The organism is Flammeovirga sp. EKP202 (genome assembly GCF_014534745.1).
Classification (GTDB): Bacteria; Bacteroidota; Bacteroidia; order Cytophagales; family Flammeovirgaceae; genus Flammeovirga.
Genome location: NZ_JACVVP010000039.1, coordinates 1 through 14763, shown reverse-complemented (window position 1 = coordinate 14763; position 14763 = coordinate 1). Strand labels below are relative to the sequence as shown.

The 14763-nt window shown below is 35.7% G+C and carries 7 protein-coding genes and 1 tRNA gene; 7 read left to right on the top strand and 1 reads right to left on the bottom strand.

From position 1 onward, the window contains the following. The first annotated feature begins 87 nt into the window (after positions 1 to 87). Together IC221_RS20600 and IC221_RS20595 are read left to right on the top strand one after the other, a co-directional pair. Entirely contained in the window at positions 88 to 2502 is a 2415-nt protein-coding gene (locus IC221_RS20600; RefSeq protein ID WP_188170767.1) for an endonuclease MutS2, read from the top strand. 686 nt (positions 2503 to 3188) lie between these two features. Further along, a complete protein-coding gene (locus IC221_RS20595; protein ID WP_188170766.1) occupies positions 3189 to 5846 on the top strand; it encodes a glycoside hydrolase family 3 N-terminal domain-containing protein in 2658 nt (885 codons plus the stop codon). Positions 5847 to 6019: 173 nt separating this feature from the next. Here the strand turns inward: IC221_RS20595 and IC221_RS20590 are convergent, their stop codons facing one another. Then, entirely contained in the window at positions 6020 to 7696 is a 1677-nt protein-coding gene (locus tag IC221_RS20590) for a sodium:alanine symporter family protein (protein WP_188170765.1), read from the bottom strand. 309 nt (positions 7697 to 8005) lie between these two features. Here IC221_RS20590 and IC221_RS20585 point away from each other — a divergent pair, with 309 nt between their 5' ends. The 5 genes from IC221_RS20585 to IC221_RS20565 all read left to right on the top strand — a co-directional run bounded on the left by IC221_RS20585 (position 8006) and on the right by IC221_RS20565 (position 14761). Next, positions 8006 to 8938, top strand: a complete 933-nt coding sequence (locus tag IC221_RS20585) for a hypothetical protein (RefSeq protein ID WP_188170764.1) — start codon at positions 8006 to 8008, stop codon at positions 8936 to 8938. A gap of 112 nt (positions 8939 to 9050) precedes the next feature. After that, positions 9051 to 11114 carry a caspase family protein gene (locus tag IC221_RS20580; RefSeq protein WP_188170763.1) on the top strand — a complete coding sequence of 688 codons (2064 nt, stop codon included), beginning with the start codon at positions 9051 to 9053 and terminating at the stop codon, positions 11112 to 11114. A gap of 182 nt (positions 11115 to 11296) precedes the next feature. Next, a complete protein-coding gene (thrS, locus tag IC221_RS20575; RefSeq protein WP_188170762.1) occupies positions 11297 to 13222 on the top strand; it encodes a threonine--tRNA ligase in 1926 nt (641 codons plus the stop codon). 86 nt (positions 13223 to 13308) lie between these two features. Further along, the gene (lhgO, locus tag IC221_RS20570; RefSeq protein ID WP_044209774.1) at positions 13309 to 14511 is read left to right on the top strand and encodes an L-2-hydroxyglutarate oxidase; all 1203 of its coding nucleotides are present in this window, start codon (positions 13309 to 13311) and stop codon (positions 14509 to 14511) included. 175 nt (positions 14512 to 14686) lie between these two features. Further along, positions 14687 to 14761, top strand: a tRNA-Val gene (locus IC221_RS20565). Positions 14762 to 14763: the final 2 nt, after the last annotated feature.

Genomic DNA, 14763 nt, shown 5'->3' with positions numbered 1-14763 from the left:
GCTTTTCTTTTGGTTATTAATTTTTTCAGAATCAAAATACATTCTACATCTTTGTAGAATACATTTTTATAAAAAGAAAATTGAAATATGTTATATCCTAAAAATTTAGAAGAAAAACTTGGTTTTGATAAGCTAAGAGAACTTTTAAAGGATAAATGTAATGGTGAAGTAGGACGTAGTTTTGTAGATAAAATGCGTTTCACTTCAGATGCAAGATTTGTTAGACAAAGAACCGCTCAGGTTAACGAGTGTGTAAATATATACGAGGCAGGGGAGTCGTTTCCTCATTCAGGTTTTATTGATGTAGGTCTTTTCCTTGACAAAGTGGAAATCGTCAATGCCTTTTTGCTGGAAGAAGAACTTTTTGATTTAAAAACAGCATTAACAACGTTGAAAGAGTGTTTGACTTTTTTCAATAGTGTAGACCCTGCATTATATCCTGAATTAGTCAAAATCAGTGAAGGAGTAGAATTTGACACTATGATCCTTCATGAGATTGATATGATTTTAGATGACAAAGGAAAAGTGAGAGATAACGCTTCTCCTGAGTTGGTGAAAATCAGACAGGCTTTACACCGTGAACTGTCAAGTCTTCGTTCAAGAACGGCTTCTGTGATTCAACAGATGAAGAAAAAAGGGTATGCCAAAGAAGACGCTATCCCAACGCTTCGTGAAGGTAGAATTGTGGTGCCGGTACCTGCTGAACACAAACGTCATGTAACAGGTTTCGTGCATGATGCTTCCTCTACAGGACAGACAGTATATATTGAGCCTCAGGAATTATTACAGCTGAATAACTCTATCAAAGATTTAGAGTTAAGAGAGCGTCAAGAGGTGATTCGTATTCTGACAGAAATCACTCATAAAATCCGACCTCAAGTTCCAGGACTTAGAAAAGGTAATAACTATCTAGGTGTTATTGATTTTATCAATGCAAAGGCAAATTTTGCGATGTTGCAAGAATCAATTCAACCAGAAATTGTGGATGAACCTTTAGTCGCTTGGTATCATGTGGCTCACCCTATTTTGCTTTGGTCTTTCACTGAACAAGGTAAAAAGGACAGTGTAGTGAGACAGAAGATTGAATTGGACGAGGAAAGAGGTAGAATATTGCTAATTTCTGGACCGAACGCCGGTGGTAAGTCGATTGCAATGCAGACGGTGGCGTTGGTACAATACATGTTCCAATGCGGTATGTTAGTGCCAATGATGGAAGGTTCAAAGATGGGTATTTTCGATGATATCATGATGGATTATGGTGATGATCAATCATTAGAAAATGACCTTTCTACTTACTCTTCTCATTTGACTAACATGAAAGCCATGTTGAAAAGAGGTAATCCAAAGTCGTTAGTGCTAATTGATGAATTTGGATCGGGTACTGAACCAGAATTAGGTGGTGTGATTGCTGAGTCTATTTTAGAGCAAATGAACCATCAGAAGATGTGGGGTGTGATCACTACTCACTACGCTAACCTTAAGTTTTATGCAGAAAAGCAGAATGGTTTACAGAATGGAGCCATGCGTTATGATGTAGAAAATCTAAGTCCTCTCTATAAATTGGAGCAAGGTCAGCCAGGTAGTTCATTTGCATTAGAGATTGCTCAGAAAATCGGTTTACCTAAGAAAGTCGTCAACATTGCACGTCATAAAGCGGGTAGAAAGAAGATCAATATGGAAGAATTGCTTCGTAATCTTGAAGAAGAAAAGAAGGAGTTCACTAAGAAAAATAAAGAAGTCAGTCGTTTAGAACAGAAGTTGAAGTCAGCTACTGAGAAATTTGAAACGAAATCAATCGAGCTTCAGAATAAGAAGCAGAATATAATGGATAAGGCTCGCAAAGATGCCCAAAAGGTATTGGATACAGCCAACCGCAAGATTGAGTTGACAATCAAAGAGATTAGAGAGACCAACGCTGAAAAAGAGAAGACGAAACAGCTTCGTAAGAACATTGAAAACTTCAAGAATAGTAATCAGCCTTCTAAGAAAATCACCAACAAGAAAGAAGAAGAGCCAAGTTATGAGGTGATAGGTGGTACAATTACCATTGGTGATGCAGTGAGGATAAAAGGACAGGGTTCTATTGGTGAGGTTGCTGCCTTGACAGCCAAAGAAGCTGAAATTATTATTGGTTCACTCCGTACAAATGTGAAATTAAACCGTTTGGAGAGAATCAGTAAGAAAGAATTTAGAAAAGAAGTTAGAGATATAGTGTCTTCACAAAGTGCAGCATCAAATCTTACGCAGAGAAGAATTGATTTTAATTCTCAGCTTGATCTTAGAGGAAAAAGAGCAGAAGAGGTGATGTATGAATTAGATGATTTTATGGATACAGCATTGATGCTCGGTGAAACTTCCGTTCGTATTTTACACGGTAAAGGAACTGGAGCTTTAAGAGAGGTAGTCCGTAATCATCTTAAGTCATTTAGAGGGATCAAGAACGTTTCTGACGATCATCCTGATAGAGGGGGAGCAGGAGTAACGGTTGTAACTTTGAGGTAAATCTTAATAAACAAGTGATTTATTCAGTTTGCTTAACATTTGTTATGTAAACAGTATTAAAAAATATTTATATATTTGATATACCAAAAGTGGAAATATTGTTTCTAACCTTTGGTCTTCATAGCTGGTTGAAATCGTGAATAAGTGAAAGATCTTATTTACGTACTTTATGTTACTCATAAAGTTGAAACGCTCAATATAGTAATATATGTTGGGCGTTTCTTTTTATCGTAATTTCACCACCTTCAAGCTGGATTCATGATATAATACTTTTAATGTAGATATTCTAGTATAAAAACAAGCTATAATTCAATACTATTTCCTTCTCTTACCAAATTCAAACTTTTCTTGTTGGTGTATAGAACCTTTCTTTCATTACATCAAGCTCCATAATCAATAGGATAAATGTCGAAATAGTACACTAAATATACGTTTTAGTTCATAACTTAATTTTGAGTGTCCTGCTACTTACCCGTTATCTTTACACTACTTATAAATGAAATGAGGTAATATTCTTACTCAAAAATTTTATATATAGTCACAATTCAAAATTGAAAGGAAAAAAAAGAAGCCATTATTTTAATCATTATTGTTTGACTTAGGTACCTAATGATTACGCAGATGAAACCCTAAATGGTGATAACATTAAATAATCAAGTATATATAAACTAATAAACTAAATTGAAATGAAGTACTTTATTGTTTGTCTTTCTTTACTTCTAATGTCAGCGGGAGTAAATAAGAAAAAACCAGCCTACAAAAATGCAAAACTTCCTATTGAGGAAAGGGTGCAGGATCTGGTTAGTCATATGACATTGGAAGAAAAAATCCAACAATTAGATATGTATGCGGGCGGTTCCATAACTTCAAACGGGGCGATTGATAAAAAGAAAGCAAAAGCACTATTAGGAGATAAAAGTGTGGGATCTGTACATGATTATTATCCTGAAAATGCCAAGTTGTCGAATGAAATGCAACGCTATTTTGTGGAAGAAACTCGCCTGGGTATTCCTGTTTTATTTATTGAAGAAGCATTGCATGGTTACCAAGGAAAGAAATCAACTGCATTTCCAGTTCCGATCGGGATGGGGAGTATGTGGGATACGCTTTTAATGGAAAAAATTGGTCATGCAGTAGCAAGAGAGACAAGATCTGTAGGCGTTCATATGGTACTTTCTCCAGTATTAGGAATCGGAAGAGAGCCTCGTTGGGGCCGTGTTCAAGAAACATTTGGAGAAGATCCTTATCTAGCAGCAAGAAATGGTGTGGCTGTCATCAAAGGGATGCAAGGCGATGACCTTACCAAAGATGATGCTATTGTTGCTGAACCTAAACATTTTGGTATTCATAGTATTCCAGAAGGAGGTAGTAACACTTCTCCGGTATATATTGGAGAAAGAGAAGCAAGGTCAAATTTCTTATATGTTTTTGAAAAAGCATTTATGGAAGCTGAAGCATTGGGAGCTATGGCCGCGTATCATGAATGGGATGGTATTCCAGCAGCAGCGGATGATTGGTTATTGAAAGATCTTTTAAGAGAGGAGTGGGGTTTCAAAGGAATGGTGATTTCAGACTTAGGAGCCATTGCCAAACAACAGAACAGCCACTTTACTGCAGCAACGCCAAAAGAGGCCATTGCAAATTCAATAAAAGCAGGGTTGGACATGCAGTTTTATGATTATTCCCATGAAGTTTTTGCACAATCAATCAGAGATGCGATTGAAGACAAAACCTTAGCAATGGCGGATGTGGACCGTGCTGTAGCAAGTGTATTATATGTAAAATTCAGATTAGGTTTGTTTGAAAATCCATACATTGATGAAGGGTTAAAAGAAGAACGTTATCACTGCGATGAACATCAAGCCTTAGCACTAGAGTCAGCACATAAATCCATTGTATTGCTTCAAAATAATAATCAAATTTTGCCTTTGTCTGACACGGTAAAGAAGGTAGCTGTACTTGGTAAAATGGCTAATCAAGTGAACTTAGGAGGCTACTCACCTAAAGAAGTAGAGGGTATTTCTATCGTAAACGCTTTTGAGAATACAAACTATGATGTAAAGTATGTAAACCCTAAACTTCCTGCCAATGCATTTGAACATATTGATCCTGAAGTATTATTTACATTTGACGGTGAGAAAGGCGGTTTAACAAGACAATTTTTCAATTCTCCAGATCTGACAGGTGATGCAGTAGTAACGGAAGTGACTTCTGAATTGATTCGTAACTGGCATAATTTAAGTCCTGCAGCTGGAGTGAGTGCATCCAATTATTCTACAAAGTATGAAGGTTATATTGTTCCAAAATATGATGGTGAATATACTTTTGCATTGGTTGCTGATGATTATGGTAGATTATTCTTAGAGGATTCATTATTTATAGATTGTTGGAATGATGAATCATGGAATGTAACAAGAACACGTACAATTCGTCTAGAGAAAGGACATCAATATAAACTAAAGATGGAACATGCTGGTATAGTTGATTCTAACGGTATTGGTTTACGTTGGCAAGTGAAGCCTGATTTTGAAATCAGTAAATTCTCTATGTATGAAGAAGCAGTAGAAGTAGCGGCTAATTCAGATGTTGCTGTTGTTGTTGTAGGGGAGTCTCTTGAAGAATCGGGTGAAGGTTTAGATAAAGTTAGTTTGGAATTAGGTACCTATCATAAAGGCTTGATCGAAGCAATTCATGCTACGGGTACCCCTATTATTTTAGTACTTCAAAATGGTCGTCCATTGATTTTAAATGATGAAGTAGAGCAGTCTGCCGCTATCTTAGAAACATGGTATGCAGGGGAATTAAGTGGACAAGGAACAGTTGATATTATTTCAGGAAAAGTAAATCCATCTGCGAAGTTGCCAATTACATTCCCAAGAAGTGAAGGGCAGTTACCGCTCTATTATAATCACAAGAGATCCTCATCACATCATTATGTAGATGAAGTAAGTACACCTCTATTTGCCTTTGGGTATGGTTTGAACTACAGTACATTTGAGTACAATGACTTGTCACTTTCGAAAAGTCAAATTGATAAAAATGAGAACTTAACCGTACAATTGAAAGTGAAAAATACTTCTGAGGTAGACGGTACAGAAATCGTTCAATTATATATCCAAGATGTTGTGAGTTCAGTTGCTACACCAATTATCCAGTTGAGAGGGTTTAATAGAGTTGACCTTAAAGCTGGAGAGGAAAAAGAAGTGACACTCACTTTGACTCCTGATGATTTAAGTCTGTGGAATAGACAGATGAAATGTGTAGTGGAGTCTGGAGAATTTAAAATAATGATAGGAGCCGCTTCAGATGATATTCGTTTAGAAACGTCTTTTGAAGTAAAGTAAGCCTTTTTTAGTAATCGAAATAAAGAATTATTCTTTTAAGAGAAAGTGATCTTGATGTCATATCGAGGTCACTTTTTTTGTTGAATGATGTTGAAAGATAATTTCATGGGAAAAGAAAAAGGGTTTTGCTATTATTTATAACAAAACCCTTTCAATATTATAAAATGCAATAACTATTGCTTAATACCAAATTTCTTTTCCATATGTTCCCAATACGTATTTAAACTGTCTTTCATATCTTTTCTTAAGATCAGAATACCCACTAAGTTAGGAATAGTCATCAAGGCGATTGTGATGCCTGATAAGGTCCAAATAATTGTAGTGTCAGCAAATGACCCGACAAAGAATGAAACTACATATACACCTCTGTAATAAATTACTGATTTTGATCCTAGAAGGAACGTCATGGCTCTATCTCCATAATAAGACCATGAAATGGCAGTGGAGAAGGCAAATAACAATAAGCCAATAGAGACAATATATTTACCGAAATCACCAAAGTAACTTCTCGTAAATGCCAAACTGGTTAAAGGAGCAGAGTGGATTAGTGATTTACCTTTGATTAAAAGGTTGGACTTCCATTGGATGACACCTTCTTTCACTTCTAAGGCACCATTATATTTTTCACCTTCCAACAATACTTGAACATTTTCAGCTACAGATCGAGCGTGAATCAAAGTAACAGTACTTTTTATCACACCTTCAACTACGGTTAATTCACCAGTGTAAGTCGGTAATTTTTCTTTTCCGCTAATATGAAATGAAAGCTTCTCACGATCATTATTCGGATTAGATTTTCGATCATCATATCTTGAACTTAAAACCTGAAGGTCGGTTTGTTGGAATGTATTGTCTACTTTTTCTCTCCAAACATTAGAAGATAGTAACGCTAAGCCTGTAAGTGAACAAATTACAATAGTATCAATAAATGGCTCTAAAATCGCAACCATACCTTCTGAAACAGGTTCTTTTGTTTTCGCAGATGCGTGAGCAATTGGTGCTGAACCTTGACCTGCTTCGTTAGAGAATAAACCTCTGTTGACACCTCTGTTAAAGGCGTAAGCGAAAGTTGCTCCTAAGAAACCTCCAGTAGCTGATGTACCTGAGAAAATGTCGCTTGCAATCTTACCAATCGAATCTGGAATATTTTCAAAGTTGAATAAAATAACAGCAAGACATCCAATGAAATAGATCACCGCCATCATTGGTACCAGTTTTTCTGTAACCTTGGCAATTCTTGAGATACCACCTAAAATTACAAAAGCTAAAAGAACGGCTAAAATTGCACCTGTTATGTATTGTTCAACTCCAAAAGTAGCATAAATAGAAGAAGCGATGGAATTAACTTGTGGTAAGTTACCCGTTCCAAAAGAAGATAAAACCGTAGCAATAGCAAAAAGTACAGCCATCCATTTCATATTCAATTTGTTCTTCATGAAATACATAGGGCCACCAGCCATAGTACCATCAGCAGTTTTTTCTCTGTATTTATGAGATAAAGTTACTTCCACAAATTTTGTAGTCATACCAAAAAAGGCAGTGACAATCATCCAGAATAATGCAGCAGGGCCACCTAAATGAATTGCTAAAGCAACCCCAGCGATATTACCAGTACCTACTGTGCCAGATAAAGCAGTTGCTAAAGCTTGGAAATGTGAAGTATCTCCTTCATCGTCTTGTTCGTCAAATTTTCCTTTCACGACATCTATAGCATGAGAAAAAAATCTTATCTGAGGAAACTTGAGATAAATCGTGAAAAATAAGCCAGTTAATAGTAAGAGTGCCACAAACCAAAATGAGCCACCTATATAACTGTCTATTAGACTAAGAACGTCGTTTAACTGTTGCATTTGTTGTTTGTTATGAAAAAGTTGTAAAGCCTTTTAAAAGTTTAAATAATCAAATTGTATGCGAATTTATTAATTATCAAAAGAAATACTAAAATTAATATTATTAAATATATAGAATTCGATTGTATAGAGGTGTGAAAATTTAATAATTATATTAACATACAATATGTTTTGTTAACTTATTACTTATTTATAACTTTATGCTTGTATCCGAAAAATTAACGAAGTAGTTAAGAATGTGATTTTTTACCAAACAACAAATCTCAATCTTCACCCTTCAACTGTTTAATTGTTACTTTTTATTTTACTATGAAGCAAATAACTCTACAAGCACTTATGCTTGTCGCATTTCTCTGTGCATCTATGAATAGCTATGCTCAATTCGAAAACAAAATCTCACTCAATTTTTCTGTAACATCTTTTAGTTATATGTCTGAGGGTCAGATAAAGGCAGAAAGTGAGGATGCCTATGCTCGTTATTATGATGAATATTATAATGATATCACGGCAGAATACGCTTTTGCAACAGAAGAGGTCAACTCAGGTATTGGTTTAACAGCAGGTTTACAGTACAACTTCTCAAGCAGGTTTTCTATTGAAGGATTGTTCCGTTTTTCGTATATGAATTATACGACATCCTACTATTATGATTATTTATCCTATCAATACATTAGTGGTGAAGAATACAATCTTGATCCTTCTTTTTATCAACAACAAAGTGTACAGTCTCCAGAGCGATATGACCATTATAATGGAGATACCCAACAGTATACAGGAAGATCTGGTTACTATGCCCAACGCTCGTTTCCTTATTATGGAAGAGAGTACATTGTAAACGGTAAAGGTAACTTTTTTACGTTTGATATCGCTATTGTACCAAAACTCTATTTGAACCCTAGAAATAATTTTAAAGTGTACTTATTTGCAGAAGCACACCTTAATTTCGCTGCTGGGTATGATATTGATTATGATGAGGTGGATAATTATTATGCCCTTAATGATGCAGGACAATTTGTAATCACTGAAGGAACTACTGAGCAAAGTAATGTAACTGGAGGTAAAGAAGATGTAGAATCTAATATCAACTTTGGTTTAATCCCTGGTCTTGGTTTTGATTATGTTTTAAATCAAAATATGTCTCTATTTCTTCAAGGAGGTTACGGTGTAATGGACTCTTATAAAGATATGTTGATGGTACAAGGTGGTGTTAAAATAAGTGCTTTCAAATCTAAGTCATTATAAACGAATAAATATGTTTCTCAAAGTATTAAAGTTAGCTTGTTTTTGTCTATGGAGTGGGATGCTTTGTGGACAAACAATAAAATCTAAACCTGCTTTGGAAACTAAAAATCAAATGCCCACATGTCTAAGTTTTAGTCATGATGGGCAATTTTTGGTTTCTGGTGGTTTTAACCGTAAGATTTCAGTTTTTCATACTGACAATAGAATAAAAGAAATTGAGTATAAAATAAAAGATGTCCCATTGGACATTAAGTACTCATTCGATGACAATTATATAATTTCTGGAGGAAAAGATAAGTTAGTTACTGTTTACAATACCCAAACCAAATCAATCGCCAAAATTTTTAAGGGGCATAAAGGAGACGTTACGTCTATTTCTGCCTCACAGAAAGAAAATATATTTGTAAGTGGAGGGAAAGGAGGAAAAGTATTAATGTGGGATCTTGATTCGGATGAGCCTATTAAATCATATCTGGGATCGAAGACGGAAATATTGTCAGTGGGTATTAGTCCTAATAATAAATACGTTGTTGGAGGAGATAAGTCAGGTGATTTATATATATGGGAACTAGAAAGTACAGAACTGGTTACAAAGGTCGAAGCTCATAAAGGTTTTATACGAGATCTACTATTTAGCACCGATAGTAGACATATAGTAACCTGCGGGGATGATAAAAATATCAGAGTTTGGAATGCGAAGACTTTTGAGCTTGAAAATGCCTATAGATTTCATAAAAAATGGATTCAAACCATTGCAATCAGCCCTGATAATAAATACTTACTGAGTGGTTCGCATGATGGCTATGTTGTATTGTCAGAATTGTCAACAGGTAGAATTATTCATAAATCGGAAAAGCAGAAGAATTTTGTCTTATCGGTAGATTTTTCTGAGAAAAGGAATCAAATAGCAAGTACGACTTTAAATGCCAAAAGAGTTAATGTTTGGGATGTTTCAGGTTTGAATATCAATCATGAAGATGTGGCAATGATGAAAAATATGAGTTCAAAGGTGTACGCTTTACCGAATATAGGATTAAACGCATTACCATCAACGACAGATAAGCAGATTGTTCAACTCCATATCAGCTCAACATCGGAGATTCCAATTGTATCCCTTTCAATTTCGAATAATTCTCAGAATCTTTTTGAATACAATGAAATGGAGATAGAAAAGTCTGTTACTAAAACAGAAAATGGCTATTCTCTTCAATTGGATAAGAGTATTTTGCTGAATGATGGTCTTAACAAAATTTCAGTAACAATTGCTAATGCTTCAGGACTGCAAATTGCTAATTTCACCCCCATAAATTATGTTAAACCTATGTCTCGAGCTGTTCCAGTAGTTGCAACAACAACATCTGTAAGTGCTAAACCTGCTGCAGCTCCACCATCAAGTACCAATAGTTTATATAAATGGGCGTTGGTTATAGGAAATGAACATTATTCTCAATATCAAACTGAAATTGAATCGGAGGCTGATGTACTTTATGCTTCTAATGACGCCAAGGTATTTAAAGAAGTTGCTAAGAAAGTGATTGGCATCCCTGAGGAAAATATCATTTATATCGAAAATGGTACTTATATAAAAATGCGAAGGGGTTTGTCTAAACTGAGTAAAGTTTCGGCAATGCTTAAAAATAAGATGGAAATTTATGTTTACTATGCGGGACATGGCTATCCAGATGAGGAAACAAAAGAACCTTATTTAATACCAATTGACGGTAATGGAACAGAACTAGAGTTTGAGGGAATAAGTCTAAAAAAAGTCTACAGTATGTTAACTCAACATAACCCTAAAAAAGTAACAATTTTTATTGATGCCTGTTTTAGTGGAGGAGCAAGGCAATCAGGTTTAGTAGAGGCAAGAGGTTTTAAAGTGGTTCCTAAAAAACAACAAGCATCAAAAAACCTAGTCGTATTTACAGCAAGTTCTGGTAAAGAATCGAGTTTGCCTTATAAAGATAAAGAACACGGTTTGTTTACTTATTATTTAACGGAGAAGATAAGGGAGACGAATGGAGATATATCTTATTACGAATTATCTGAATATTTGAAGGAGGTCGTAGGAATAAGATCTATCACTGTTAATAATAAACCTCAAACACCTCAGACGAATGTAAGTCCTGAGGTCGGAGAGACATGGAAAACGTGGAGATTAAACGAAAATTCTGAATAGAAAAAATCCCTAAGGTGAAAATCTTAGGGATTTTTTATTAATGAAGTTTTTAATGCTGATGAATCATTGTGAATTAATAGGTAAAAATTGTAGCTTGCAACCTCAAATTCTCACAGCAAAACTTGTGGTCAGTTGTAGGGGCACAAATGGGGGGATTTAAAAATTAAAATTTATATACCACAATGATTAAAATTACATTACCGGATAATTCGGTAAGAGAGTTCGAAAGCGGAGCGTCTTCATTGGATGTAGCAAAAAGCATCAGTGAAGGATTGGCAAGAAACGTACTTGCAGCAGAAGTAAATGGAGAAGTTTGGGATGCCACCAGACCATTGACCGCAGACTCAAATGTAAAATTATTAACGTGGAATGACACGGACGGAAAGCAAACTTTCTGGCACTCTTCAGCTCACTTAATGGCCGAAGCTTTAGAAGCTTTATACCCTGGTGTAAAACTTGGTATTGGACCTTCTATCGAAAATGGTTTCTACTATGATGTGGATTTCGGTGACCACGAATTCTCATCAGAGGAATTGGGCAATGTAGAGAAGAAGATGAAAGAATTGGCAAAGCAAAAAAATATCTACATTCGTGAAGATATTTCTAAAGCTGATGCTGTTAAATACTTCGAAGAAAAAGAAGATCCTTATAAATTAGACCTTTTAGAAGGTTTAGAGGATGGTCAAATCACATTCTATAAGCAAGGTGCTTTCACGGATTTATGTCGTGGACCACATATTCCTAACACAGGCTTTATCAAAGCGGTAAAATTAATGTCTGTAGCTGGAGCTTACTGGAGAGGTGATGAGAAAAATAAAATGTTGACTCGTATCTACGGTGTTACTTTTCCTAAAGCAAAGGAATTGACAGAATACCTAGAGAAATTAGAGGAAGCAAAGAAAAGAGATCACAGAAAAGTAGGTCAAGAATTAGACTTATTTACTTTCTCTCAAAGTGTGGGACAAGGTTTACCATTATGGTTGCCAAAGGGTACTACTTTGAGAGAAAGATTGGAGGGTTTCTTAAGAAAAGCACAAAAGAAGGCGGGTTACCAACAAGTTGTTACACCTCATATTGGTGCGAAAGACTTATATGTGACATCTGGACACTATGCGAAATATGGAGAGGATTCATTCCAACCTATTCATACTCCACATGAAGGAGAAGAATATTTGTTGAAACCAATGAACTGTCCACACCACTGTGAAATCTATAAGGCTAGACCTCGTTCGTATAGAGATCTTCCTGTAAGATTTGCAGAATTTGGTACTGTATATAGATATGAGCAATCAGGTGAATTACATGGATTGACCAGGGTTCGTGGATTTACTCAAGATGATGCTCACATCTTCTGTCGTCCTGATCAAGTAAAAGAGGAATTCAGCAAAGTAATTGACCTTGTGCTTTATATTTTCGGATCTTTAGGGTTCGATGATTACACTGCTCAAATCTCACTACGTGATAAGGAAGATAGATCTAAATATATCGGTAATGAAGCCGATTGGGACAGAGCAGAGAAGGATATCGAAGAGGTAGCGAACGAAAAAGGTCTTAATACAGTTGTGGAATACGGCGAAGCAGCATTCTACGGTCCTAAATTGGACTTTATGGTGCGTGATGCTTTAGGTAGATCTTGGCAGTTAGGTACTATTCAAGTGGATTATCAATTACCACAACGTTTCAAGTTAGAATATAAAGATTCTGATAATTCAATGAAACAACCTGTAATGATTCACCGTGCACCATTCGGTTCTATGGAACGTTTCATTGCAATCTTAATTGAGCATACAGGTGGTAACTTCCCATTATGGTTAGCACCAGAGCAATTTACGGTCTTACCAGTTTCTGATAAATACAATGATTATGCTTACGGTGTAATGAGTGAATTAGAAGAAGCAGGATTTACAGGTACTGTAGATGCTAGAGCGGAGAAGATCGGTAGAAAAATCCGTGATGCAGAGGTTCAAAAAACACCATACATGTTAATTGTAGGTGAGAAAGAAATGGACGGAAATGCAGTTTCAGTACGTAAGAAAGGAGAAGGTGATATTGGTACAATGTCAGTTTCTGATTTCTTAGAATTATTTAAGAAAGAAACAGCAGTTTAAGCTGTAAAGTATAAATTGATAATGAGTTGTAGTTTTTAATTACAACTCATTGTCTTATAATAACATTAATAAAAAATCTAACAATGGTGTATGATGTAATCATTGTTGGTGCCGGTATTGTCGGAATGGCATCAGCTTTGAAAATCAAACAACAATCTCCAGAGTTAAAGGTTTTAGTATTGGAGAAAGAAGGTGATGTTGCACAACATCAGACAGGTCATAATAGCGGTGTGATTCACTCCGGACTTTATTATAAACCAGGTAGCCACAAGGCATTAAATTGTATTGACGGTTACAATCAGTTGATTAAATTCTGTGATGAGGAAGGTGTAAAGTATGATTTGTGTGGAAAGGTAGTAGTAGCAACGGACCAAAAAGAACTAGACAATCTAAATACGTTATACGAAAGAGGTGTAGCAAACGGACTTAAAAACCTAAAACGATTATCAGCATCAGAAATTAAAGATTATGAGCCTTACTGTAATGGTATTGCAGGTCTTTATGTGCCTCAGACAGGTATTATTGATTACACTGAAGTAACAAAAAAATACCAAGAGGTTTTTGAAGAGCGATATGGTGGTGAAGTTAAGTTTAGAAATAAAGTAGAAGATATTCGCTTAGGGAGTATTGGGGTAGAGGTCACTACAAATAGAGATGTTTATAGATCTCATTTAGTGGTGAACTGCGCAGGTTTATACAGTGATCGTGTAGCTCAATTGGCCTTGAAACAATTGGATGTACGTATTATCCCTTTCAGAGGAGAGTATTATGAGATCAAGCCAAATAAACATTATTTGGTGAAAAACTTGATTTATCCTGTACCTGATCCTGCGTTCCCATTCTTGGGTGTTCACTTTACAAGAATGATACATGGAGGTGTAGAGGCAGGGCCAAATGCAGTGTTGGCTTATAGAAGAGAAGGTTATAAAAAGACAGATGTTAATGTTGGTGAACTTTTCGAGTCTTTGACATGGAAAGGATTCATTAAAGTAGCTTCTAAATATTGGCCAACGGGATTAGGTGAAGTTTATAGGTCATATTCTAAAGCGGCATTTACAAAAGCATTACAACGTTTATTGCCTGATTTGAAAGAGTCAGACTTAAAAGTTGGCGGTTCTGGTGTAAGAGCTCAGGCTTGTGATAAGAATGGAGGGTTGATTGATGACTTCTTATTTGTAGAAGAAGATCGTATGATTAACGTATTAAATGCACCATCTCCTGCGGCAACTTCTTCATTGGCGATCGGTGATACGATTGCATCGAAAGTTTTGAAGAAGCTGAAGAAATAAAAATTGAAGCGTATAGAGCTATTTATTGAAAAAAATATGTAATTCTATACGCTTGAATTTCAGCCTTCAAATAATCTATTGATTTTTTTTTACATTAGATTGTTTGTATATCCGAAAACGAGTCTTACCTTTGCACTCGCAATGACACAAACGGTGTCTGTAATACATAAATATTGGGATGTTAGCTCAGTTGGTTTAGAGCACCTGCCTTACAAGCAGGGGGTCATTGGTTCGAATCCAATACGTCCCACC